Origin of the sequence: Micromonospora pisi (assembly GCF_003633685.1) — a bacterium.
Classification (GTDB): domain Bacteria; phylum Actinomycetota; class Actinomycetes; order Mycobacteriales; family Micromonosporaceae; genus Micromonospora_G; species Micromonospora_G pisi.
Map to the genome: position 1 here is coordinate 1,788,786 of NZ_RBKT01000001.1, position 24,529 is coordinate 1,813,314.

The 24,529-nt window shown below is 72.2% G+C and carries 19 protein-coding genes; 7 read left to right on the forward strand and 12 right to left on the reverse strand.

Features of this window, described 5'->3' with window-relative positions; translation table 11 throughout:
• Positions 1-21: 21 nt before the first annotated feature.
• The 3 genes from BDK92_RS06850 to BDK92_RS06860 form a co-directional block, all read right to left on the reverse strand.
• Positions 22-363 (reverse strand): ester cyclase, encoded by a 342-nt coding sequence (locus tag BDK92_RS06850; protein ID WP_121155635.1) that lies wholly within the window; start codon positions 361-363, stop codon positions 22-24.
• Entirely contained in the window at positions 360-797 is a 438-nt protein-coding gene (locus tag BDK92_RS06855) for a MarR family winged helix-turn-helix transcriptional regulator (protein ID WP_121155637.1), read from the reverse strand. The genes BDK92_RS06850 and BDK92_RS06855 overlap by 4 nt, the downstream gene beginning before the upstream one ends.
• A 145-nt stretch (positions 798-942) precedes the next feature.
• Complete coding sequence (locus BDK92_RS06860) at positions 943-1,317, reverse strand: hypothetical protein (protein WP_121155639.1); 375 nt, start codon at positions 1,315-1,317, stop codon at positions 943-945.
• A 263-nt stretch (positions 1,318-1,580) separates the two neighbouring features.
• Here BDK92_RS06860 and BDK92_RS06865 point away from each other — a divergent pair, with 263 nt between their 5' ends.
• The 3 genes from BDK92_RS06865 to BDK92_RS06875 are packed head-to-tail and all read left to right on the forward strand — an operon-like array spanning position 1,581 to position 3,183.
• Entirely contained in the window at positions 1,581-1,841 is a 261-nt protein-coding gene (locus BDK92_RS06865; RefSeq protein ID WP_147456931.1) for a hypothetical protein, read from the forward strand.
• Positions 1,842-1,855: 14 nt separating this feature from the next.
• Positions 1,856-2,494 carry a hypothetical protein gene (locus tag BDK92_RS06870; RefSeq protein ID WP_121155643.1) on the forward strand — a complete coding sequence of 213 codons (639 nt, stop codon included), beginning with the start codon at positions 1,856-1,858 and terminating at the stop codon, positions 2,492-2,494.
• Positions 2,491-3,183: a hypothetical protein gene (locus BDK92_RS06875; RefSeq protein WP_121155645.1), complete on the forward strand. Its 693-nt coding sequence runs from the start codon at positions 2,491-2,493 to the stop codon at positions 3,181-3,183. Before BDK92_RS06870 ends, BDK92_RS06875 begins: the two co-directional genes overlap by 4 nt.
• A 56-nt stretch (positions 3,184-3,239) precedes the next feature.
• On the opposite strand, the gene BDK92_RS06880 is transcribed toward BDK92_RS06875, so the two are convergent.
• Positions 3,240-3,458, reverse strand: coding sequence for a winged helix-turn-helix domain-containing protein (locus tag BDK92_RS06880; protein WP_121155647.1), 219 nt, complete (start codon positions 3,456-3,458; stop codon positions 3,240-3,242).
• Between the two features lie 231 nt (positions 3,459-3,689).
• Here BDK92_RS06880 and BDK92_RS06885 point away from each other — a divergent pair, with 231 nt between their 5' ends.
• Together BDK92_RS06885 and BDK92_RS06890 are read left to right on the forward strand one after the other, a co-directional pair.
• Positions 3,690-3,890 (forward strand): hypothetical protein, encoded by a 201-nt coding sequence (locus tag BDK92_RS06885; RefSeq protein WP_147456932.1) that lies wholly within the window; start codon positions 3,690-3,692, stop codon positions 3,888-3,890.
• Positions 3,887-4,801: a hypothetical protein gene (locus tag BDK92_RS06890; RefSeq protein ID WP_121155650.1), complete on the forward strand. Its 915-nt coding sequence runs from the start codon at positions 3,887-3,889 to the stop codon at positions 4,799-4,801. Before BDK92_RS06885 ends, BDK92_RS06890 begins: the two co-directional genes overlap by 4 nt.
• A 419-nt stretch (positions 4,802-5,220) precedes the next feature.
• Here the strand turns inward: BDK92_RS06890 and BDK92_RS06900 are convergent, their stop codons facing one another.
• On the reverse strand, positions 5,221-6,072 hold the full coding sequence (locus BDK92_RS06900; protein WP_147456933.1) for a hypothetical protein: 852 nt from the start codon (positions 6,070-6,072) through the stop codon (positions 5,221-5,223).
• A complete protein-coding gene (locus BDK92_RS06905; protein ID WP_121155657.1) occupies positions 6,069-8,606 on the reverse strand; it encodes an FtsK/SpoIIIE domain-containing protein in 2,538 nt (845 codons plus the stop codon). Before BDK92_RS06905 ends, BDK92_RS06900 begins: the two co-directional genes overlap by 4 nt.
• A 216-nt stretch (positions 8,607-8,822) precedes the next feature.
• Here BDK92_RS06905 and BDK92_RS06910 point away from each other — a divergent pair, with 216 nt between their 5' ends.
• Positions 8,823-9,773: a type IV toxin-antitoxin system AbiEi family antitoxin domain-containing protein gene (locus BDK92_RS06910; RefSeq protein ID WP_121155659.1), complete on the forward strand. Its 951-nt coding sequence runs from the start codon at positions 8,823-8,825 to the stop codon at positions 9,771-9,773.
• A 77-nt stretch (positions 9,774-9,850) separates the two neighbouring features.
• Here the strand turns inward: BDK92_RS06910 and BDK92_RS06915 are convergent, their stop codons facing one another.
• Both BDK92_RS06915 and gltB read right to left on the reverse strand, forming a co-directional pair.
• On the reverse strand, positions 9,851-11,332 hold the full coding sequence (locus BDK92_RS06915) for a glutamate synthase subunit beta (protein WP_121155661.1): 1,482 nt from the start codon (positions 11,330-11,332) through the stop codon (positions 9,851-9,853).
• Positions 11,325-15,971 carry a glutamate synthase large subunit gene (gltB, locus tag BDK92_RS06920; protein ID WP_121155663.1) on the reverse strand — a complete coding sequence of 1,549 codons (4,647 nt, stop codon included), beginning with the start codon at positions 15,969-15,971 and terminating at the stop codon, positions 11,325-11,327. The genes BDK92_RS06915 and gltB overlap by 8 nt, the downstream gene beginning before the upstream one ends.
• A 308-nt stretch (positions 15,972-16,279) precedes the next feature.
• On the opposite strand from gltB, the gene BDK92_RS06925 reads away from it, so the two are divergent.
• Positions 16,280-17,071: a GNAT family N-acetyltransferase gene (locus BDK92_RS06925; RefSeq protein ID WP_246016874.1), complete on the forward strand. Its 792-nt coding sequence runs from the start codon at positions 16,280-16,282 to the stop codon at positions 17,069-17,071.
• A gap of 111 nt (positions 17,072-17,182) precedes the next feature.
• On the opposite strand, the gene BDK92_RS06930 is transcribed toward BDK92_RS06925, so the two are convergent.
• From BDK92_RS06930 to trpC, 4 genes are all read right to left on the reverse strand, one after another.
• Positions 17,183-20,584 (reverse strand): AfsR/SARP family transcriptional regulator, encoded by a 3,402-nt coding sequence (locus tag BDK92_RS06930; RefSeq protein WP_147456934.1) that lies wholly within the window; start codon positions 20,582-20,584, stop codon positions 17,183-17,185.
• Between the two features lie 266 nt (positions 20,585-20,850).
• Positions 20,851-22,050 carry an FAD-dependent oxidoreductase gene (locus BDK92_RS06935; protein ID WP_121155667.1) on the reverse strand — a complete coding sequence of 400 codons (1,200 nt, stop codon included), beginning with the start codon at positions 22,048-22,050 and terminating at the stop codon, positions 20,851-20,853.
• A 17-nt stretch (positions 22,051-22,067) separates the two neighbouring features.
• Positions 22,068-23,303: a prolipoprotein diacylglyceryl transferase gene (gene lgt, locus BDK92_RS06940; RefSeq protein ID WP_121155669.1), complete on the reverse strand. Its 1,236-nt coding sequence runs from the start codon at positions 23,301-23,303 to the stop codon at positions 22,068-22,070.
• A gap of 290 nt (positions 23,304-23,593) precedes the next feature.
• The gene (gene trpC, locus BDK92_RS06945) at positions 23,594-24,397 is read right to left on the reverse strand and encodes an indole-3-glycerol phosphate synthase TrpC (protein ID WP_211349572.1); all 804 of its coding nucleotides are present in this window, start codon (positions 24,395-24,397) and stop codon (positions 23,594-23,596) included.
• Between the last annotated feature and the right edge of the window lie 132 nt (positions 24,398-24,529).

Consider the following 24,529-nt stretch of genomic DNA (forward strand, 5'->3'; position numbering starts at 1 on the left):
GCGTTAACAAGGGGCCCTTCCTTACCCGCGCTGTAGGGAGGACAGGCCCCACAGCTCGGCGATACACCCGTTGCGTACCCGGAAAATCTCCAGCATGGTCGGTGGCTGCTGTCCGGGAACGCCGCGCACGCTCGTGCGGACGGCGACGCTGTCTCTCTCGACGACCATGTCTTCGACGACCATCTGGACCTCGGGGAACGCCTCGTGGAACCGTTGCCACGCCCACGCGACGCTCTCCGGCCCAGTGGTTCCCAGCGGGTGGCTGTAGAAGTCCGCTGTGAAGATCTCCTCGACAGCGCCGTAGTCGTGGGTATTGAACGCCGCATACATGCGCCGGGCCGCGGACCGCACCTCGTCTGTCATCGGTTCTCCCGCTCGGTGACGTTCGCGCGGACGCGCCGTAGGACGCGCAGCACGATCTCCTGCTCCTGTGTGGACACGCCGTCGAGCAGCCGCTCCTGGTAAGACTGGTGCGATCGCCCCAGGTCGTCCGCCATTCGCTCACCTGCGGGCGTCAGTGCGGCCAGGGTGTAGCGGTTGTCCGCCGGGTCGAGGCGACGGCCGACCAGCCCTTCGGCCTCGAACTCCTTGACCAGCCGCGTGACGCTCGCACCGTCGATGCCCAGCGCCAGGCGCAGGTCGCTGTGGCTGATCTCGCCGTCTCGTCTCAGCCGGACGAGCAGTTGCACTCGAAGCGGGCTCATGCCCACGTGCCGCGCGAACGCCTGCCGCAGCTCGGCGTAAGCGCCGCCGAGCTCGCGGAAGAACTTGTCCTCCGATGTTTCGTCACGCCCCATCTCTTGATGGTATCAACTCTTGACGAGGTCAAGAGATTCGCCCGACGCAGGATCGTCGGAGCCCGTGTGGCCGGGTCACGCGCAGGCCAAAGTCGCGGTCAGCGCCCCACCGACCGGGGCGAGGCGCTGACCGCGACGCAAGGCGTCAGGCGACCTTGAAGCTCAGGTAGGCGGTGGAGGAGGTGTGGAGGTCGCTGACCGGGACGGTGATCGCGGTGCCGGTGCAGTTGGCGCCCCGGTAGAGCTTGAGGGTCTGGCTGGTCAGGTTGACCCAGCCGTGGATCGTGATCGGGGTGTTGGCACAGCCGGTGCCGAGCGGGGCGGCGTACTCCGCCTCCTGTCCGGTGAACCAGATCGAGTCGTTGAAGCAGACCGTGCCATCCGCGTAGGAGCAGGTGCTGCTCGCCGCAGTGGTGGTGGTCGGGGCGGCGTACGCCGGGGCGGCGAATGCCGCCGAGGCCATCGCGGCGGCGGACGCGGACGCGAGGACGGACGTGAGGGACGGCTTGCGGAGACGCATGAATCCTCCTGTGAACAGGGGGTCGATGGGCACTGCCGCGCGGCATAACTGGTGTGGAAGCGCACAAAAACGCCAACACCAGGTAGTTGAATCTTGCACTACCTTCAGGGTGACGTCAACACCTTGAAGCGCACTGTGGAATGAGGGCAGATCAGACCACTCCCGGATCTTGCGCTGAACGGCGCGAGCAGGACTGACCGACTGTGCTCAATCCGGTACGGTCGGCTCCGGGGAAGGACGACCGATTCCGGGAGGACGATGTCATGGCGTCGATCGAAGAAATCAAAGCCGGAGTGGCCCGATTCAGCAGCGAGACCAGCCAGCAGGCGGCCACCATCCGGGGCATCGCGGACTCGCTGGAACAGAGCACCGCCCTGCTGCGCAGCCTCACCCAGGGAACCAGTCACTCCCGGGTCGGCGAGGCGCTGTCCCGAATGGAGCAGGCAAAGCAGAAACTGCATGAGGCGACGACGCTCGCCCAGGGCGCGGTCGAGGCCACCAACAGCTACGCCGCCAGTTTCTGACCAAGGGGTACGCCATGCCAACCGTCATCGTGCCCGTCGGGCTCTCCATGGGACCGCGCTACCGCTACGTACGCCCACCGGACCCGACGCCGGAGTGCTACGAGATCCACCTCGGCGACGACCTGGTCGAACTGGACGAGACGGAGGCGGCGGTCTGGGCGGCTGCCTTCGTGGATGCCGAACGGCACGCCAAGCTCGCGATCAACCGGAAGTCGCTGATCCAGCTCGTCCAGACCGCACCGAAACCCGAGCCACGGGCCGCCGAGATCGTCGACGACCTGATCGCGCGCGGACTGCTGGTCGAATTCGACCCGGAAGGCGACCTCGAACCCGTCTTCCGCCGCCACAAGCTCCTCCCCCTGGGCCAGGGCCTTGGCTCCACCCCCGACGAGCCCCACCTCCACCGCATCGGTTTTGCCAACCAGCCCATCCTGGCGGTTCCCAACGACACGTACGGCATTTGGTCGTTTTCGTTCTTGCATCACGATCTGTGGGCAGCGTGTGTTGACCTAGCCGATGAGTCCGAGGAAGAGGCCGAGGGCGAGGAGGTTCAAGGGCTTACCCCAGAAGGCGTTGCTCAAGAGTTTGCAATGCAGCTTCCCATGCTGGTCTCGACAAGCTGCGCGTTCTTGGATCGCTTGGTCGAACCATGAGAAGTAGCCGGCAGATACGCCGGAACGGCAAAGTCGAGCGGCCGTTCGCTCGGCGGTTCGGCTACGAGACCGTCAAGGAGGGCACCGGCAACCTGGTGCAACAGGCCGCGATGGGTCTCGGCGCCCTGATGGGACTTCTCAGTAGCAGATGGGGATTGCCTGCCACCGCCTCCGTAATCACTGGTGCGATCATCGGCAACGCGGTGGGCTCAATCGGCAAGGGTTTCGTCGCCGCGACCGTTGACCATCTACGCGAACGCCGGGAGGAACGTGCTGCCGGCCCCGGCAGTGCCGGCAGGACTCATGGCGGTAGTGGCACAGCCAGTGGTAGCAGCAGCGAGGGCACGGTCAGCGGCCTGCACGCTCGACGTCGCGGCTCCGGCGGGTTCTCGGCGGGCCGTGGGCAACTGATAGCTGGCGGTGGGTCGGGTGGGATCGCGGGGCAGGTGATCTCGGGGATCGAGCGGGTCATCGAGGAGGTCGAGCAGACCGCGAGAAAGATCAACGCGGTCGGCACCAGCATGTGGCACAGCCAGGACGGGATGATGGTGCTGCTCAACGGCGGCCGAGAGGACGTTGTGCGGCGTACGCACGACGCCATGAGCGAGGCGCGGGACCGGATGTCGGAGAGCGCGGTCCTGCTTCGGGCGGCCGGCGAGGACCTGAACGCGTACCGGGCGAGCATCTGACGTTGCACTGTGGCGTTCTACTGCCCCTATAGGGGTAGTAGAACGCCACAGCCCTGTCAGCGCTCGACGACAAACACTCCCAGCCCATGGACGCCTTCAACAAGGCCCTGGGTCTGAAGGACGAGGATCGCCTGGCGAACGACGCCTGCCGACACTCCGTGCTCCGCACGAAGCGCTGCCGTAGACGGCAACTTGTCTCCGGGGGCGAGTGTGCCGGACGCAATCTGCTCACGAATGTGATCCGCGAGCTGCGCCCACTTCGGTTTGGCGGGCATCTGGTCTCCCTGGTCTGCACCGCCATTTGATCACAGTCAACTTGCCAGGACAAGTACGGAGTAGTACGTCGTTGACTTTGCTGGACTAGTATGACAAAGTTCGGACCGGCCGGCTCCCTGGTCTGCAAACTTCGGAGCTGGTCTCCACCGCACAGAGCCCGGTCGGCTGGTTCCCCCTGGTCGGCCGGGTGCGTGAACCTGCCCGCACCCCAGCGACGGGAGGCACCGCCGGTGAACCCACCCCAATCCGAACCCCCATCCCGACCGCCCGACTTTCTCTCCGTACAGGACGTCGAGGATGCCGAGGAGATCCTCTTCGCCCATCCGCCGATGCGGGTCGTCACGACCGTCTGCACCTGCGGCGAGGCGTACCCGTGTCGGGACGTGCGCTGGGCGCGACTGGTCAAGCAGGTCACGGAGGCGGGCGGGTGAACGCCCTCTCCGAGACCTACTACCGGCGGTACGCCCAGACTCGCCTGGCCGAGGCCCGGCAGACGATCGACCGGCACGCCGTTTGTGCGTACACCGGGGTCTGCCTCGGCTGCGGACGGCCCGGCCCCTGCGCCGACCGGACCCGGGCCCAGGAGACGCTGGCGCGCTACTCCCACCCGCCCAACCGCAGCCACCGCTGGGCGGAGCAGACCGCAGACACCACCAGGAGCGCGATCCGCACCGCCGACGGGACCGTCGAACCACTCCGCGCCGCCTGTCTCGCCGCCACCGAGGCGGTCGAGCGCGCCGGGCAGCAGCTCGACGGGGTCGAACACGAACTCGCCCGGACCGCCCTCGCCAACTGGGACAACGCACTCGTCCTCGGCTGGGAGTCACTGACCACGGTCTACGCCGGCCTGGCCGAGGCCCGCCAACTGCCCGGCGCCGAACCCCCTCAGGTCGGCGACGTGCTCGCCGGGCTCAGGCAGGCGCGCCTCGACGCCGGCCGCGCCGCCCGCGAGATCGACCGGGTACGTCAACAGCTGACCACCGCCGAGGACCGGCTCCGCCGCGCGTACGACGATCCACGCGCCCGCGCGGCGGCCCGGAGCTGGGCGGTCGCCGGCCGCCGACTCGACCTGGTCGCCGCCCGGCTCGCGCTCGGCACCCGGGCCCTGGAGCGGTACGCCGCCAACCTCGCCGGCACCCCCGAACCGGCCACCCTCACCGTCGACGCCCGGCTGCACCGGCTGCTCGCCCGCGCCCGCCCGAGCGGCGCGCAGACCCGTGACGGCGCCCGATCCGCCGCCCTGCTTCTGCTGAGGCGACACCCCTTCGGCGGCTGGCGGGGCTTCCTGGCCCGCTTGCGGCAGAATGCCTGGAAGGAGTTCATCCGCCCGTGGACCGCCTGAACCCGTACAGCAGCGCCCTGCGGGACCTGGTGCTCGGCCGGGTACGCGACCACCAGCGTCGACTACGCCGCTTCGACGACAACGACCTGCGGCGGTACGCCGAACTGCTCGACGCGATGTTCCTGCTCGCCGTCGACCGTCGGTTCCGCCCCGGTCAGGACTGCGCGCCGGTCATCCGCTTCGTCGCCGGGGTGCGCGAGCGCTACGACCACAGCGGTGTGGAGATCGACCCGGCGACGGCCGAGTCGCTGATCCAGGCCGCCCTCGGTCAGCACCCGCCACCGTCCATGGACGCCACCACCGTCGCCGCCCAGACCATGCTGATCGTCGGCCTGCTCGACGACGAAGGGCTCTCCCCCACCGAGCTGACCACATTGCTGCACGCCGCCGAACGGCAGGCGGCGGGCATCAGGTCAGCGTCAGGGCGTGACCCAGAAACAGGTGCTGATGGCCAGGACGAGGAAACACAGGAAGAAGCCGAGTCTGGCGTACAGGTTCGGTTGGCTGGCGCCGAGCCGGGGACGTCCCCAGATCGTCAGGCTGATATAGGCACCGAAGAACGCCAGCGCGGGTAGACCGGCGAGCATCCAGGCAAGCGCGGTGAACCATCCGACCTCACCGGACTTGTAACCGTCGCCGAGAAGCCACTGGGGAATGTTCGCGACCGCGATGAAGATCAGGTAGGCGGCGAGCGCGCGACCGAACGGCGAGGCGGTCGGCAGGAACGCCGGCTGGCCGGCCTGTGATTCGACCCGTTCGGCCGCCTCGTCCGCCGCCGCAGCGGCCCGGTACGCCAGATCCAGTTCGGCGTCCGGGTTCACCGGCACCGCCGGAGCCGGCTGTGGGAACTGCTGGGTCGGCGGGGCGTACGCCCCCGACGTCGGCAGCCGTGGGCCGGGCACCGACGGCGTCGGGGCGGGGGTGGTGGTCAGCGCCACCCGGTCGGGACCGGCCGCCAACTCCGGGTACGTCTCCTGTCCGGCCACCCCGCCCTGGGGCGACGGGCCGGGCGGTGAGCCGAGATGGCCGGTCACGGAGAGCGGCGGCAACGGTGCCGGGGCGTTCCACTGCGGCAGCGGCTCACCGATCAACTGGGCGAGCTCGGTCAGTCGCTGCTGCTGCATGGTGAGCCGCTGTCCGAGCTGGTCGATCGCGTCCCCGGTGGACTCCCGCCGGGCGGCGGCCTGCTCGGTCGTACGCTCACCGCTGCGCTGGAGTTCGTACAGGTGCCGGGCCAGGGCCGCGTACTCGTCGAAGCCTTGCATCGTCACAGTCCCTCGTCCAGCTCGTACCCGGGTCGGACGTACGGCACGATCAGTTTGCTGCGCTGGTCGTGCCGGTCCACCAGCAGCGCCCGGTTCGCCCGTGGCGTGTACGCCAGATCGTGCATGCCGAGGTACATGCCCAGCTCGGGGCCGGGCACGTTCAACGCCACCAGGCAGGCGATGTCGTCCTTGTTGTGCGCCCCGCCGATGTCGTCGGCGAGCCGGCGCAGCCCCCGCCACCAACCGAGCAGGTGCACCCCGTACGCGGGGCCCTGACGCAGCACCTGCTGAAGGTCGTCCAGACCGGAACGGTAGTTCTGGTCCTTCGCGGCGAGCACCCCGCTGGCCGCGTCCATACCGAACACCACCAGGTACGTTCGCTCGGTCGGCTGGGCCACCGGTTCGGCGAGCTTGCGGATCTCCTCCCGCAACGCCATCGGGTCCAGCCGGGTCACCGGGTGACCGGCGGCCAGCAGGGTCTGCTCGGTCGCGTCGCCCACCTCGTCGGCGGCGGCGACCAGCGGGGCGAGCAGGAAGCGGGCCGTACCGGGCTGGGCCTGGCGGGCCAGGCTCAGGGTGGCGGCCTGCAACACGTCGGCACCGACCGGGGTGGTGCCGACGATCGCCAGGTGCCGGCCGGGGGTGGCGTCGAGCATGAACATCGCCGAGGTCAGGTTCACGTCGACGACCCGGCCGACCAGGGCGAGCGGACGCCGTCCGCCCGGCGTCAGGCCACGGAAGGTCGGGTCGTCCTCGACGTGCGCCGAGTCGTACCCCTTGAAGACCGCGGGTGGGAACGAGCCCTGCGCCCGCGCCTGCCACAGTTCGTGCCGCAGCGCCGCGACCCGGGCCGCGCTGCCGTGCGCGTCGGGGAAACGGACCACGGTGTTCGCCGAGGCCAGGCCGGCGGCCGGGTTGATGATCGCCGACCCGAGCGGCAACGCCCCGGCGGCGTCGTTCAACGCGTCGAGCACCCCCGAGCCACCCGGCAACGCGACCCGGAGCGGGAACTGCCCGAAGATAGAGTCGACCTTGCCGTAGAGCGCTTCGATCCCGGACATGCTCTGCGACGCGAGCACCAGGTGGATGCCGTACGAGCGGCCCTTGCGGGCCAACTCCTCCAGCAGCGCGACCGCTTCCCGGGCGAGCGCGTCATTGCCGGCGAAGAGCACGTGGAACTCGTCGATGACGGCAACCACCCGTGGTACGGGTTTGCCGTCGCGGGGCAGGTCGGCGAGTTTCGTGACGCCGTGCCGCTTGAGCGCGTTCGCCCGCCGGTTCAGCTCCCGCCGCAGCTCGCGTAGGACCGCCACACCGTATTCCCGGTCGGACTCGATGCCGACGGCGCGGGCGTGCGGGATCCAGGAGCCGTCGTGCCCGGTCGGCACGAACTCGGTGAAGCTGACCCCCTCCTTGAAGTCGAGCAGGTAGAGGGCCAGTTCGTCCGGGGAGTAACGCGCCGCGAGTCCATAGAGGACGTCGAGCAGGAAGACGGTCTTACCGGAGCCGGTCCGTCCGCCGACCAGCCAGTGCGGGGTGGCGTCGTCGAACGCCAGGGTCGCCGGCTCCCGCCCGGCCCGGCCGATCACCGTACGGAGCCCGGTGGCGGCCGACTCGGCCCAGTTCCGGGCCGGGAGCAGGTCGGTGAAGTCGAGGCTGGCGTCGCGGCGGGTGGCGTCGCCGTGCCGTCCCGCGACCGCGTCGACGGTGCCGGTCGGCGGGTCGCCGTCGAGCAGGACCGGCACCACCAGGCCGGTCCCGTCGGTGCTGTACGGCCACCACGGCGGATCCCCGACCCAGGCGTAGTCGCCGTCGCGGGTGACCCGGGTGGTGTTGCCGAACGGCGGCGGCTCCAGCCCGGTGGAGCGGGGCGGGTATCCGGCGGCGAGCACGCACACCCCGGCGGTCGGACCGGCGTGGGTCAACGCGGCCAGCCGGGTCGCCTCGGCCCGCCCGTCCGGCATCGACGCCGCGACGACCAGCAGCAACTGTCCACCGTTCTCGGCGGAGTGACCGGCGCGGGCGTGCCGCTCGGCGTCGGCCAGCAGTGCCCCGATCTCCTCGTCGGTGGTCGCCGGCGGGGCCAGCACACCGGCGTCGACCAGTGGCCGCAGCGGCAGGAAGGTGGCACCGAGCGCGGCGTTGTCGATCGCCACCACCCGTACCGTCCCGGCGGGCGCGATCATGAGTAGCCGGATCACCAGGGAGCGGAGCAGCGCCGCCGTACGCGGGTCGCGGGCGTCCGTGTCGACCGCCAGGTGCGCCCCGCCGGCCAGTGGTACGACCACCGGAAAGCCGCCGTCCGAAGTGGCCGCCTCGGCGAGCCGGACCGGGATCGGCCGACCGGGGAACTCCGGCCCCGCCGACACCGCGCTCAGCGCCTCGCCGACCCGACGCAACCGCGCCACCATGTCGGCGGTCTCCGCGGGCGGGGCCGGGGCGGTGGCTCCGGCCAGCGCCTGGCGTGCGGCGTCGAGATGCGCGCGCGCCTGCCGGTGTGCCGCGACCGCCCGCCCGTACGTGGCTGCGAGCCTGCCCACACTGCCCCCCACCCCTGTCGGCGTGCGTAGTCACCGGAACACTAACCGAAGCACCCTCGTACGGGCACCTGGACGTGCCAGCGGTGTCCGCTGTCTGGACACTGTCGGAGGGAACCGCCAGACGCCGTCGGGAGGGCGCGCCGGGCACTGTCGGGAAGACGCGCTGACGGATCGGTGGCAGACGCGGAACCTCGGGGCCGACCAGGATCGGCTGCCATGTCCCGTGTTCCCGCCCAGACCACTGTCGACGACCTGGCCCGACTCCTCTTCCAACAGGACCAGGTGATCACGTACCGGCAGGCCCGCCAGCACCTTTCCGAGTCGACCGTACGACACCGGGTACGGTCCGGGCGCTGGCGACGGGCGCACCGCAGCGTGTACGTGACCCACACCGGGCCACTCACCCGGGACCAGCGACTGTGGATCGCCGTACTCGGCTGCGGGACCCGGAGCGCGTTGGCCGGGCTGACCGCCGCCATCCGGTGCGGTCTGGTCGGGTTCACCGAGTCGCGGATCCACATCATCCGACCGGCCCTGATGCGGACGAGCGCACCACCGCCCGGGGTGGTGGTGCACCGGAGCACGGTTCTCGGGTCGGTGGACGTCAACTGGCGCGCGGGTCCGCCGTACACCACGCATGCCCGGTCTCTGGTCGACGCGGCCGCCTGGGCCGACTCGGACGACCGGGCACGCGCCGTCATCGCGGCTGGTTTCCAGCAGCGGCTGGTCGGTGGTGACGAGATCCACGAGGTGGTGCACCGGCAGCCCACGTTACGGCGTCGGGCGCTGATCCTGGCCACCGCGAACGACGCCCGTGACGGCTCACAGTCCCTTCCCGAGCTGCGCTATCTGGCTTCCGCGCGCCGGGCCGGGCTGCCCGAGCCGAGTCGTCAGCACCGGCGTACGGACGCCTCGGGGCGAGTGCGGTACCTGGACGTCTACTACCAGGAGTGGGGCGTTCAGGTGGAGATCGACGGCGGGCAGCATCTGGAGGTCCGGGCTTACTGGGCGGACATGGCCCGACAGAACGACCTGTGGATTGCCGGCGACCGACTGCTGCGCTTTCCCGCGTGGCTGATCCGTGACCGCCCGCAGGAGGCGATCACCCAGGTACGCCGGGCCCTGATGGCCGCCGGCTGGCAACCACCGTCCCGTACACCCTCATGATCCGAGATCTTGGAAACGTACCGTCGCCGGAACGACGATGCCGTTCCAAGATCTCGGATCTTGAACACGCTCCCCGGTCAGCGGGCGGCGGACAGGGGTTGGGCGGAGGCGGTGACCGGGGCGGGCAGGGCGCCGGAGCCGCCGAGGTACGTGTGGATCGCGGCGGCGGCGGCCCGGCCCTCGGCGATCGCCCAGACGATCAGCGAGGCGCCCCGGTGCATGTCACCGGCGACGAAGACCCCGTCGGCGGCGGTCTGCCACTGCGCCGTGGCGTCGATCGCGCCGCGCCGGTTGCGGTGCACCCCGAACTGGTCGAGCAGCGGCTGCTCCTCGGTCCCCTCGAAGCCGATCGCCAGCAGCACCAGGTCGGCCGGGAGTTCCCGCTCCGAGCCCGGCTTGACCGTGACGATCCGCTGCCCGTCGACCTTCTCCACGCTGACCTCGGCGATCCGGACGGCGCGTACCTGGCCGGTGCCGTCGTCGACGAACTCCTGCACGGCGACCGCGAAGACCCGCTCGCCGCCCTCCTCGTGCGCCGGGTAGTCGCGCAGGATCCACGGCCAGGTCGGCCACGGGTCGCGGGACTCGTCGCGGGTGCCCGGCGGTTCCGGGTAGAGGTCGAGCTGGTGTACGCCGGCCGTGCCCTGCCGGTGTGCGACACCGAGGCAGTCGGCAGCGGTGTCCCCGCCACCGATGATCACGACGTGCTTACCGGCGGCGTCGATCGGGGTGCTCGACTCCCGGCCGCTCACCACCCGGTTCGCCGCGACCAGGTGCTCCATCGCCTGATGCACCCCGCGCAACGCCCGGCCGGGGGTGGCCGGGGTGTCCCGGCCCTGCAACGCGCCGCAGGCGAGCAGGACGGCGTCGTACTCGGCGCGCAGCTGCGCGGCGGTGATGTCGACGCCGACGTTGACGCCGGTGACGAAGCTGACGCCCTCGGCGGTGAGCTGTTCCAGCCGCCGGTCGATGTGTTCCTTCTCCAGCTTGAAGTCGGGGATGCCGTAGCGGAGCAGCCCGCCGATCGCGTCGTCGCGCTCGTACACGGTCACCGCGTGCCCGGCCCGGGCGAGCTGCTGGGCCGCGGCGAGGCCGGCCGGCCCGGAGCCGACCACGGCGACCCGCTTGCCCGACGGCTTCGCCACCACCTGCGAGGTGACCAGGCCCAGGTCGACGGCCCGGTTGATGATCTCGACCTCGACCTGCTTGATGGTGACCGGCTGCCCCCCGGAGATGCCGAGTACGCAGGCCGCCTCGCAGGGCGCCGGGCAGAGCCGCCCGGTGAACTCCGGGAAGTTGTTCGTGGCGTGCAGCTGCTCGACCGCGTGCGACCAGTTGCCGGTCCGGACCAGGTCGTTCCAGTCCGGGATGCGGTTGCCCAGCGGGCACCCGTCGTGGCAGAACGGGATGCCGCAGTCCATGCAGCGGGTGGCCTGCTCGCGGATCAGGTCGTCGGGGGCGGACGGGTAGACCTCCCGCCAGTCGCTGATGCGCACCGGAACCGGACGGCGGGCCGGCATCCGGCGGCCGTAGCGCAGGAAACCGTTCGGGTCAGGCACGAGCCACCTCCTGGGACGCGCGCGGTGCCGGCGCGGCGGGCGACGGTGCGGACCCGGCCGCTGGTGCCACCGGGGCGGCCAACGCGGTCATCACCACCTCGTCGACGTTCTGGCCGGCGGCTTCGGCGGCCCGCATGATCTGCATGACCCGCTTGTAGTCGCGGGGTACCACGGCGGTGAACTCCTCGACCGCCTCCGGCCAGCGCTTGAGCAGCCGCTCGGCGACCGCCGAGTCGGTCTCGGCGAAGTGCCGCTGGACCAGGTCGTGCAGGGTGACCCGCTCGTCGTCGGTGAGCGGGGCGAGGTCGACCAGTTCGGGGTTGATCCGACGCCGGTCGAGCCGCCACACGAAGGCGGCACCACCGGACATGCCGGCGGCGAAGTTGCGGCCGGTCGGCCCGAGCACCACCACGGTGCCACCGGTCATGTACTCGCAACCGTGGTCGCCGACCCCCTCGACCACGGTCACCGCACCGGAGTTACGCACCGCGAACCGCTCCCCCACCCGTCCCCGGAGGAAGAGTTCGCCGGCGGTCGCCCCGTACAGGATGGTGTTGCCGGCGATGATCTGGTCCTCGGCGCCGGGCGTACCCTCGGCGCGGTCCGCGGCGCGGGCGGCGAACGGCGCGGCGGCGTCCGGGCGGACGACCAGTCGGCCGCCGGAGAGTCCCTTGCCGACGTAGTCGTTGGCGTCGCCGTGCAGCCGCAGGGTCACCCCGGCCGGCAGGAACGCGCCGAACGACTGGCCGGCGGTGCCGGTGAGGGCGAACTCGATGGTGTCGGCGGGCAGGCCGGCGCCGCCGAACCGGCGGGTCACCTCGCCGCCGAGCATCGCGCCGACGCTGCGGTGCTCGTTGCGGACCCGGAGCGAGGCCCGGACCGGGGTGCCGTCGGCCAGCGCCGGGGCGGCCAGCGCCAGCAGCTCGTTGTCCAGGGCGGCGGCGAGGCCGTGGTCCTGGGCGCGGATGCCGCGCCGGGCGGCCCCCGCCGGCAGTTCCGGCACATGGAGTACAGGGCGCAGGTCGAGCCCGCGCGCCTTCCAGTGGTCCAGCGCCGGGGCGAGGTCGAGCAGCTCGGTCTGGCCAATCGCCTCCTCCAGGGTGCGGAAGCCCAGCTCGGCGAGGTAGCCGCGGACCTCCTCGGCGAGGAAGAGGAAGAAGTTCTCCACGAACTCCGGCTTGCCCGTGTAGCGCTCGCGCAGCACCGGGTTCTGGGTGGCGATGCCGACCGGGCAGGTGTCGAGGTGGCAGACCCGCATCATGACGCAGCCGGCGACGATCAGCGGTGCGGTGGCGAAGCCGAACTCCTCGGCGCCGAGCAGCGCCGCGACGAGTACGTCCCGACCGGTCTTGAGCTGCCCGTCGACCTGCACGGTGACCCGGTCGCGGAGCTTGTTCAGCAGGAGCGTCTGCTGCGCCTCGGCCAGGCCCAGCTCCCAGGGGGTGCCGGCGTGCTTGAGCGAGTTCAGCGGGGAGGCACCGGTGCCGCCGTCGTGTCCGGAGATCAGGATGACGTCGGCCTTGAGCTTCGCCACCCCGGCGGCGACCGTACCGACGCCGATCTCGCTGACCAGCTTGACGTGCACCCGGGCTGCCGGGTTGACGTTCTTCAGGTCGTGGACGAGCTGCGCCAGGTCCTCGATCGAGTAGATGTCGTGGTGCGGTGGCGGGGAGATCAGGCCGACGCCGGGGGTGGCGTGCCGGGTCCGGGCGATCCACGGCCAGACCTTGTTGCCGGGCAGCTGCCCGCCCTCGCCGGGCTTCGCCCCCTGCGCCATCTTGATCTGGAGGTCGTCCGCGTTGACCAGGTATTCGCTGGTCACGCCGAACCGGCCGCTGGCGATCTGCTTCACCGACGAGCGGCGGCGCGGGTCGTAGAGGCGCTCGACGTCCTCGCCGCCCTCACCGGTGTTGGACTTGCCGCCGAGGTTGTTCATCGCGATGGCGAGGGTCTCGTGCGCCTCGGCCGAGATGGAGCCGTACGACATGGCGCCGGTGGCGAACCGCTTGACGATCTCGCTGGCCGGTTCCACCTCGTCCAGCGGCACCGCCGGCCGCACGCCGGTCCGCAGGGTGAAGAGCCCGCGCAGCGAGCCGGCCTTCGCGGCCAACTCGTCGACCTTGCTGGTGTAGTCGCGGAAGACGTCCCACTGGCGGCTGCGGGTGGCGTGCTGGAGCAGGAAGACCGTCTCCGGGTTGAACAGGTGCAGTTCGCCCTCGCGGCGCCACTGGTACTCGCCGCCGACCTCCAGCCGGCGGTGCGCGCCGGCCGCCGCGCTCGGCGGGTACGCGACCGCGTGCCGGGCGGCGATCTCCTCGTGGATGCCGGTGAGGCCGATCCCGCCGATCCGCCCGGGGGTGCCGGCGAAGTAGCGCTGGACCAGGCGGGCGTCGAGGCCGACCGCCTCGAAGACCTGCGCCCCGCAGTACGACGAGACGGTGGAGATGCCCATCTTCGACATGATCTTGAGGACGCCCTTGCCGAGCGCCTTGACGTAGTTGCGCACCGCCAACGCCGGCTCGATGCCGGTCAGCGCGCCGGTGGCGATCAGGTCCTCGACCGACTCGAAGGCCAGGTACGGGTTGACCGCGGCGGCGCCGTAACCGATCAGCACGGCGGCGTGGTGCACCTCCCGGCAGTCGCCGGACTCGACGATCAGCGCGGCCCGGGTCCGGGTCTGTTCGCGTACCAGGTGCTGGTGCACGGCGGCGGTGAGCAGCAGCGACGGGATCGGGGCCAGGTCGGCGGTGGAGTCCCGGTCGGAGAGGACCAGGATGCGTACCCCGTCCTCGATCGCCTCGGAGACGTGCCGGCAGATCTCGGTCAACCGGGCCCGGATGCCGGCCGCGCCGTCGCGCAGCCGGTAGAGGCCGGAGACCCGGACCGCCTTGAAGCCGGGCAGGTCGCCGTCCTCGTCGACGGAGAGGAGCTTGGCCAGTTCGTCGTTGTCCAGCACCGGGTACGGCAGCACGATCTGCCGGCAGCTCGCCGGTCCCGGGTCGAGCAGGTTGCCCTCCGGGCCGATGGTCGACTGGAGGCTGGTGACCAGTTCCTCCCGGATCGCGTCCAGCGGCGGGTTGGTGACCTGCGCGAAGAGCTGGTGGAAGTAGTCGTAGAGCAGCCGGGGCCGGGTGCTCAGCGGCGAGATCGGGGTGTCGGTCCCCATCGAGCCGAGCGGTTCGGCGCCGGTCCGCGCCATCGGCCCGAGCAGGATCTTCAGCTCCTCCTCGGTGTAACCGAAGGTCTGCTGGCGGCGCTGGACCGAGTCGTGGGTGTAGACGGTGTGCTCGCGGGCGGGCAGGTCGGCGAGGTCGATCAGCCCGGCGTGCAGCCATTCGCCGTACGGCCGCTCGGCGGCGAGACCGGCCTTGATCTCGTCGTCGTGCACGATCCGACCGGCGGCGGTGTCGACCAGGAACATCCGGCCCGGTTGCAGCCGCCCCTTGGCCACCACGGTCGCCGGATCGAGGTCGAGTACGCCCGCCTCACTGCCGAGGACCACCAGGCCGTCGCTGGTCTGCCACCACCGTCCGGGGCGCAGCCCGTTGCGGTCGAGCACCGCGCCGACGATGGTGCCGTCGGTGAAGGCGACCGACGCGGGCCCGTCCCAGGGCTCCATCAGGCTGGCGTGGAAGCGGTAGAAGGCCCGTTCGGCGGGGGCCATCTCGGGGTCGTTCTCCCACGCCTCGGGGATCATCATCAGCACCGCGTGCGGCAGGCTCCGCCCGGCCAGGTGCAGCAGTTCGAGGACCTCGTCGAAGTTGGCCGAGTCGGAGCCGCCGGGGGTGCAGACCGGGAAGAGCCGCTTGATGTTGCCGGGCAGGGCGGGGCTGGCGAGCAGCGCCTCCCGGGCGTTCATCCAGTTCTTGTTCCCCCGGATGGTGTTGATTTCTCCATTGTGGGCGATGAACCGGTACGGGTGCGCCAGCGGCCAGGACGGGAACGTGTTGGTGGAGAACCGGCTGTGTACCAGGGCGATGGCACTGGTTACCCGCTCGTCGGTGAGGTCGGGGAAGAAAGCCGGCAACTGGTCCGGGGTGAGCATGCCCTTGTAGACCATGGTCCGCGCGGAGAGCGACGGGAAGTACGCCGGAATCCCGCGCTCGGCGGTTTCCCGTTCGGTCTGCTTGCGTACGCAGAACGCGACCCGGTCCAGGTCGAGTCCGGTCAGCGCGGTGCCGGCGGGACCCGCGGCCGAGCCGGTGAGGCGGCGGGCGGCGAGGAAGACCTGCCGGATCAGCGGACGGGCGTTCAGGGCGGTCTCGCCCAGGTCGGTCGGGTCGACCGGTACGTCCCGCCAACCGAGGATCTCCGCCCCCTCGACCAGGGCGTACTTCTCCGCGACGGCGGTGGCGCGCTGGCGCTCGTCCGGGTCGTTCGGCAGGAAGACCAGGCCGGTGGCGTACTGCCCGGCCGGCGGCAGCGGGAAGTCGACCGTCTGGCGGAGGAACTCGTCCGGTACCTGGAGCATGATGCCGGCGCCGTCGCCGGTGTTCTGCTCCGCGCCCCGGGCGCCACGGTGGTCGAGCCGGCAGAGCGCGCCGAGCCCCTTGGCGACCACGTCGTGCGAGCGGCGGCCGTACAGGTCGGCGATGAAGGCGACCCCGCACGCGTCACGCTCGTAGGCGGGGTCGTACATCCCTTGCGCTGCGGGGGGCCCGGCCAGGGTCGCGTTACCCGAGGCCGGCGACGCCGGCAAGGCGGGCGGCGAGGAGAGGCGAGGTCCCTGAGGGTACGGAAAAACCACCGGGTCTCCTGTCGTCACTCACGTTCAATCATGGGTCGGGACGACGTCGGCCCTGCGAGGTTCCTTGAGTCTACGTTAGGGCCCACCTCGCACCACCAGTACGGATTGATCACACTTCCAGAGAGTGGGACATGTAGTCTCGCGCGGTGAGCCTGGTGCATGGTGAGGTGTTTGAGCGTTTAGAACGCTTTTATGATGGCGTGCCTCGTGACACAGCTCACGTCGAAACGTACGGGGGGCTGGTACTTTTCGTCCGTGATGGGGCCGGATGGCCGTTCTACGCCCGACCCCGCCCCGGCGCGTCCGAACCACCCAGCGCCGCCGACGTCACCACGGTACGTGAGCGCCAGCGTGCTCTCGGCGTACCGGAAGCCTTCGAGTGGGTGCACGAGAACCACCCGGAACTGCTGCCAGTGGCCCGCTCGGCCGGACTCGCCGTGCTGGAGGCACCACTGATGGTGCTCGACCCGGCCATCCTGCCCCCGGCCGAGCGCCTCAGCGACGTACCGGTGCGGCTGGCCGACCCGACATCGCCGGACTTCGGCCGCGATGTCGCCACCCAGCGGGCCGTGGCCGCCATCGGTTTCGCCGCCCCCGGCACCGCCCCCGGCGACGCCGGCCCGGTCGCCCGCGACGCCGCCCTGGTGGCGCTCACCCCCCGTCGGGTGGACGAGGAACGGGCCCAGGCCGCCGACGGGCGACGGGCCTACGCGCTGGCCGAATCGGTCGACCAGGGCGCGGTCGCCGCCGGTATGGCGATGCGGGTCGGTGACGTGGCCGAGATCGCCGGCATCGCCACCCTGCCCACCGCCCGGCGGCGCGGGCTGGCCGCGGCGGTCACCGCGGCACTGGCCCGGCACCTGCTCGACAGCGGCACCGAACTGGTCTTCCTCTCCGCCGGCAGCGAGGAGGTCGCCCGGATCTACCTGCGGGCCGGATTCCGTCGCCTCGGCACCGCCTGCATCGCCGAACCCGCCCCGGTCACCGCCTGAACCCCGCCCGTCGACCCGACCGCCGCCGTTCGTTGATCATGAAGTTGGTGCCGATGTTCGCGCCCCCGCCTGCGCCAACTTCATGATCAACCGGCGGCTGGTGGTCCGGGGCTAGCCGGTCAGGGGGAGGGGGGCGGCGGGTGCGGGGGCGGCGGGTGCGGGGGCGCGGTCGGCCCGGCCCGGAAAGGCGGTGAGCAGGCTGTCCAGCGGCGCGCTGAGACCGAACCCGTGCGCGATGACAAATCCGGCGTCGCCGAGCTCGCCCCGAAGCGCCCGACCGGTCGCCTCGGTGTCCGGGCGCTCGCAGGCGGGCACCGGCGCGCCTATCTCGGCCCGGATCCCGGCCGCCGCACCGAGCAGCCGCGCACCGCGTACCGGGTCGCCCTCCAACCGGGCCACCTCCGCCAACGCCTCCAGCACACTCGCCGTACGCCACCGGTCGCCGACCTGCCGATGCGCGGCGAGGCTCGCCAGCAGGTGCGTACCGGCCCGATCGGGTCGCCGGGCCCGCAACTCCACCAGCCCGCGCAGGTTGTGCGCCCAACCGACCCCCTCCGGGAAGCCGACCGCGGAATACCGCCGGAGCGCCACGTCCAGCAACGACGCCGCCCGGTCGGTGTCGCCCCGGTAGAGCGCCACCGCGCCGAGGTTCATCAACGTCTCGGCCTCCGCCCGCGGGTCACCGAGCCGCTCGTACCAGCGGCGACTGACCCGCAACCGGGAGTCGGCCCGGTCCAGGTCACCGGAGAGCCAGGCGGTGAAACCCCGCAGCTGTACGGTCTGCGCCTCGCCCCACTCGTCGCCGTACTCGGCGAAGGTCGCCGCGGCGGTGGCGAGGTACACAGTGGAGTCGACGTACCGCGCCTGCTCCCGGGCGATCGAGCCGAGGGTGAGCAGCACCCGCGCCACCCCCGCCTGGTCGCCCACCTGCCGGTACGCCGCCAACGCCGCCTCAGCGTGCCCGGTCGCCGCCGGATAGTCGCAGCTCAGCATCGCCAGCATCGCCGCCGCCGCACCTGCACCGGCCCGCACCTCGGGCGGCGCGTCCGGGTGCCGGTCCAACGCGGCGGCGAGCCAGCGGTGCCCGTCCCGGTAGTGCCCGTCCAGCCGGCAGTAGCGGGCCAGCGCCGCGGCGAGCCGCAACTCGGCGTAGGGCGGCACGTCGGCGCTCGCACCCGCCTCCGCCAGCCACGACATCGCGGCCCGCAGGTTCGCCGCCTCCGCGCGCAACCGGCGCAGCCACCACTCCTGATCGCTCCCGCGTAGCCGGGCGTCGGCCCACTCGGCCAGCCCCAGACAGTGCTCCGCCAACGCGGTACGCGCCGCCGCCTCGCCGTCACCGAGCAGGGAGAGCGCGTGCCGGCGGATCGGCACCAGCATCCGGTAACGCGGCGGCAGCGGTGACTCGCCCGGCGACGGCTCGGCGGGGAAGGGCTCCCCCTGCCGGTCCCCGCCCCATCCGGCCTCCGCCGGTGCCAGCGCGTCGTGTGCCAGCACCGCGCGCAACAGTCCGGCCGGTGGTAGTCCGGCCGGTAGCAGTCCGGCCGGTAGCAGTCCGGCCTCTTGCGGTCCGGGCGGTGTCGGCAGGCCGGGTGGCAGTCCGGGCGGTGGCGGCAGGCCGGGTGGCAGGGTCGCCGGCAGCGGCGGCGCGGCCAGCGGCGCGGGCACCACCAGCGACGACTCGACCAACGCCGCCAGTGCGGCCGGTGCGTCCGGCCCGGCCACGGCGCTCGCGGTCTCCGCGTCGAAGCCGCCGACGCAGACCGCCAGCCGCTCGAAGAGCGCCCGAGCCGCCGGGTCCAGCCGCTCGACGCTGGTCTCCACCGCCGCCGCAAGCGTCCGGTGCCGGCTCGGCGCGGTCGGGTCCGGGCTGGAGAGCAACCGAGAATCGGTACGGAGCCGGGCGACGATCTCACCGACACCGAGTACCGACACGTGCGCGGCGGCCAGTTCGATCGCCAACGGCAACCCGTCCAGTTCCACACAGAGCTGGGCCACCGCGTCGGCGCTCGCCTCCGGCACCGGTCGCCCGGAGCGGGCTCGGGCCCGCTCCAGGAAAAGCCGGGTCGCCGGGTGGGCGTTGAGCCCGGCGATGGTGTTGCCGGTCACCTCCGGCGGTACGGCCAGCGTCGGCACCGTCACCACCGCCTCCGTCGGCAACCGCAGCGGCACCCGGCTCGTCGCCAGCACCAGCAGCCCCGGGCAGCGCCCCAGCAGCCGGTCGACCAGTTCCGCCCCACCGGCGATCAGGTGCTCACAGTTGTCCAGCACCAGCAGGGCCGGGGTCCCCCCGATCTCCTCGGCCAGGGTGTCGACCACGTCCCGCCCCGGCTCCGCCCGTACGCCGAGCGCTGCGGCGACCGCCTCCGGCACCCGTACCGGGCTCTCCACCGAGCTGAGGTCGACGAACCAGGCGCTGCCGAAACGACTGGCGGCGGCGACCGCGAGTCGGGTCTTGCCGGCGCCACCCGGCCCGGTCAGGGTCACCAGCCGCTGCGTCGCGAGCCGCTGGTTGACCACGGCGAGCAGCGCGTCACGGCCGAGCAGTGGTGTCATCGGCACCGGCAGCGGGGCCCGGACACCGGCCCGCGCGGCGAGCCGGGAGACCGGCTCGGACCCGTACGAGGGAAGCCACCGTTGGGCCAGATCACCGCGTTGCGCGGCGGCGGCGAGGAAACGCAGTCGCTCGCCCGGTTCGACACCCAACTGTTCCCGGAAGGTGTCCCGCGCCCGCTGCTCGACCCTGGCGGCCGAACTGCGGCCGGCGCCGATCGCGGACGCCACCAGCAGCAGTTCCCAGAGCCGGACCCGCAGCGGGTGTCGGGCCAACGCCGCTTCCAGTTCGCCGACCGCCGCGAGTCCGGTACGCGCGGCGGCGAGCCCGGCGACCACCGAGGCGCGGTCCGCGGTGGGTCCGCCGGCGGTCGCCTGCGCGGCGAGGGCGAGCCGCAGGGCGCACTCCCAACGCTCCTCGACCGCCGCGACCCGCCCCTGGACCAGCCGTCCGACCTCGGCGGCGAGCCAGCCGGACGGGCGCGGCGGGCAGCCGCCGAGCGGGTCGCTGTGCAACGGCACCCGCCAGAGCCGCAACGCGGCGTCGAACAGGGGCAGCGCCCCGGACCACTGCTCGGCCGCCATCCGACGACGGGCCCGGGTGATCAGGCGGGTGAACCGTTGGACGTCGACCCGGCGCGGCGGCAGGCGCAGCAGGTAGCCGATGGGGTGGGCGACCACCGCGTTCGGAAGTCCGGCGCGGGTCAGCGCGGCGGCGAGTTCGGCGGCGGCCCCGTCGAGGGAGTGGATCTCCGGGGTGGCACCGGCCGGTAGGACGCCGCGCAGGTCGGCGGCGGCGACCGGTTGCCCGGCCCGGAGCGCGAGCAGACCGAGCATCCGGCGTACCTCGTCGGTGAGCGGAACCGGTCCGTCGGAACCGATCAGCTCGACCGGGCCGAGCAGTCGCACCGCGCGTCGGGCCCGATGTCCCGAGCCCACGGCGGTCCGCGAAACCGGCACACTACCCCGCACCTGGAAGCCCTCGCTCTCAGTCCCGGGTAGTCTGCGCTGTGTTCCCCCCCGAGGTCATCCCCCCGTCCGGCCCGATCGGATAACGAAGAGGACGAATCCCCGCACCGCTCGGCCCTCGCGCCACCACCCACCGCGCCAGATTCTGGGCGGTGCCCCGCCGGGATCCACAGTGCGGTTCGCGCGTCCCGAGGACCGGAACAGCGTTCGGGCGGCGGGCAGGTGCCGCGCGGCAGGGTGGAACGGACGGGAACGGGTCAGGCCGGGGGGCGCCAGGCCGCGGCGGCGGTCGCGGCGCTGCCCATCAGCCTCGGCGTGATCGTGCCGAGGGCGGCGTCCCGGGCACGCAACGCGAGCCGGCCCCGGCTCTGCAACACCGCCGACATCCGCCGGGTCTGCCGTACGACGGTGACCGCGCGCGGCCGACGGGCCCGGTTGTACGCCTCGACGGCGCCGCGCAACGACTCACCGGGGACCGCGTCCCGGACCGCCGAACGGAGCGTCGCGGCGTCCTCGAACGCCAGGCAGGCGCCCTGTCCCAGGTGGTGTGGCATGGCGTGGGCGGCGTCGCCGAGCAGCACGACCCCGCCGGGTCCGGACGGGAAGGCGAACCCCCGGGGCAGCGGGCGCAGCTCGCGTACCTCCTGCTGGACCAGATCCTCCGGCTCGGTCGCGGCGAGCAGGTCGCCGATCGGCGCCGGCCAGTTCGCGTACCAGCGGCGGAGCAGGGCGAGCTGGGTCTCCGGCGACTCGGGGCGGGACGCACCGGCCGCGGTCGCCACCCAGTAGATGCCGCCCCGGGTGGAACCACCGGACGAGCCACGCTCACCGAGCGAGATCGCCACGAACCGGTAGCCGGCGCCCAGGGTCTCGCCGTTGACGGACTGGTCGGCGGGGAGTTTCGGTGCCCGGTACCAGGGGATCACCGCACGCCAGGCGGCGGAACCCGAACTGACCACGGTCGCCTCCGGGGCGAGCCGCTGCCGGACCACACTGTCCACCCCGTCGGCGGCCACCACCAGGTCGGCCTCCCACTCGGTCCGGCCGTCACCGACCGCCGGGCGGTCCGCCGCCGACGTGCGCACGGTACGCACCCGCACCCCGGTACGGATCTCGACCCGGTCACCGAGTCCGGCGATCAGGGCGTCGTGCAGGTCCTCCCGGTGCACCACGACCGGGGCCCGCTCGTCGACCATCGGGCGCGGCTGGACCAGCCAGTGCCCGTCCGGGCGACGGACCCCCACGTCGGGCAGGGCGGTCGCGATCGCGTCCAGGCCGTCACCGAGCCCGAGCGCGCCGAGCGCCCGTACCCCGTTGGGCCAGAGCACCAGTGCGGTCTGCTCGGCCCGCAGCCGGTCACCCCGCTCCAGCAGGGTGACCTGCCAGCCGGAACGGGCGAGGGCACCGGCGACGGCGAGGCCACCGATTCCCGCGCCCACCACCACGGCCGTACGCATGGCTGCGGTTCCTCCGCTCAGCTCTCGCGGTCCGCGTTGCCCGGCGGCGCCGCGCCCGCCCGAGCCTGACCGGTGTCCCCCGTCGCCCGCTCGTCGTCGCCGTCGGGCCGCTCGGTGGCGGTCGCGTCCGGCTCGTCCGACTCGTCGTCGAGGTCGTGGTCCGCGCCGTCGGTCGCGCCGGCCGCCGGCTCGGGCAGCTCACCGGTGCGCAGGTACGTCTGGTACTGCTCCTCGGTGACCACCAGGTAGCCCTCGGGGACGCCGCCGGTGTCGGGGGCGAGGGTACGCCGGGAGAGGTCGACCTGGGAGATGTCGCTCTTCGCCGCGGGCTCACCGTCGGTGCCGTCGAGGATCTCGTCGTCGCCCGGGGCGACCGTGCCCGTCCCGGCGCCCAGCGGCACCAGGAACTGCTGCGGTCCACGGACCCGCAGGAAGTAGATCAACGCACCCAGGAAGACGACCACGGCGGTCCAGACGTTGAGCCGGACGCCGAGGATCTCGTTCGCCTGGTCGGTACGGAGCAGCTCGATCCAGAACCGGCCGACGGTGTAACCCATCACGTACAGCGCGAAGGCGCGTCCCCGGCCGAGCTTGAGCTTGCGGTCGACCAGGAACACCAGCAGGGCCACGCCGACGTTCCAGAGCGCCTCGTAGGCGAAGGTCGGGTGGTAGAGCCCGGGTTCCAGGATCGGGTTGCCGTTCTCGTCCAGCAGCGCGTGACCCGGGTTGCCGGAGTCCATCCGGTGGATCTCCAGGCCCCACGGCAGCGTGGTGCGTCCGCCGAAGAGCTCGTTGTTGAACCAGTTGCCGAACCGGCCGACCGCCTGGGCCAGTGGCAGACCCGGGGCGAGCGCGTCGGCGGCCACGGTGAGCGGGATGCCGAGCTGGCGGGCGGCGAGCCAGGCCCCGACCGCGCCACCGGCGACCGCGCCCCAGATGCCGAGGCCACCCTCCCAGATGTAGAGCGCCCGGATCGGGTCACCGTCGGCGCCGAAGTATGCCTGCGGCGACGTGATCACGTGATAGATCCGCGCGCCGACGATACCGAACGGCACCGCCCAGACCGCGATGTCCAGGATCGCCCAGGGCGCGACTCCGCGCGCGCGCAGCCGGTACTCGGCCACCACCGCGGCCACGACGATGCCCAGCACGATGCAGAGCGCGTACGCCCTGATCGGGATCGGCCCGACCTCCCAAACGGCGGTGCTCGGACTGGGCAGGGATGCCAGCGGGGACACTGAGGCTAGGGTCACGATTGCACACGGTACCGCCGTACCCGCTCGCTGCGGCACCCCGGGCGGCCAGCTTCTACCCGAGTGGCCTCAGCTGTGCACGGTCCTGCGCGTTTGTCCGTGAGCCCACTCACCATCGGGAAGCACCGCTGGCGGGCCGGCCCGACCGGCGGAACACGCCACGAGGCGGCTACCACCCGGGGGCGGATCGACCGGGCGTCAGCGACCAGCCGCGCCCGGTACGGCGGGCGGACCGGCCGGGCCGGACGGCGGGCGGACCCGTCGCACCAACCCGGTCGGTACGGCCTGGGTCAGCGGACCGGCCGGGGCGTGGCCGGGTGGTTGCCGGCGTTGACCAGTTCGGCCACCGCCTCGCGCGGGCTCTTCTGGGTGACCAGTCCCTCGCCGACCAGCACCGCGTCGGCTCCGGCCGAGGCGTACCTGATCAGGTCGTGCGGTCCCCGTACGCCGGATTCGGCGATCTTGACGACGCTGTTCGGCAGGCCGGGGGCGATCCGCTCGAAGACCGACCGGTCGACCTCCAGGGTGCGCAGGTTGCGGGCGTTCACGCCGATCACCTGGGCCCCTGCCTCCAGCGCCCGGTCCGCCTCCTCCTCGTCGTGCACCTCGACGAGCGCGGTCATGCCGAGCGACTCGATCCGCTCCAGCAGGCCGACCAGCGCGTTCTGCTCCAGCGCGGCGACGATCAGCAGCACCAGGTCGGCGCCGTGGGCGCGCGCCTCGTGCACCTGGTAGCTGGAGACGACGAAGTCCTTGCGCAGCACCGGGATGTCGACCGCGGCCCGGACGGCGGCGAGGTCGGCCAGCGATCCGCCGAACCAGCGCCCCTCGGTCAGCACGCTGATGCAGCGGGCGCCGCCACCGGCGTACTCACCGGCCAGTTCGGCCGGATCGGCGATCTCGGCCAACTGACCCTTGGACGGCGACGAGCGCTTGACCTCGGCGATCACGCCGACGCCGGGGCGTCGCAGCGCCGCGTACGCGTCGCGGGGCGGGGGCATGGCGGCGGCCAGCTCCCGGATCCGCTCCAGCGGGACCTCGGCCTGTCGGCGTTCGACGTCCTCGCGCACTCCGGCCAGGATCTCGTCGAGCACACTGCCGGGGGTGGTCGGCGCGGCGCCGTCCCCCTCCGCGTGTGGATGCTCAGCAGTCACCAACGGACTCCCCTCTCCGGGCGTCATGGGCCGATGCTAGGGGGCGCCGGGCTGGGGCCGGAGCCGGGGGGT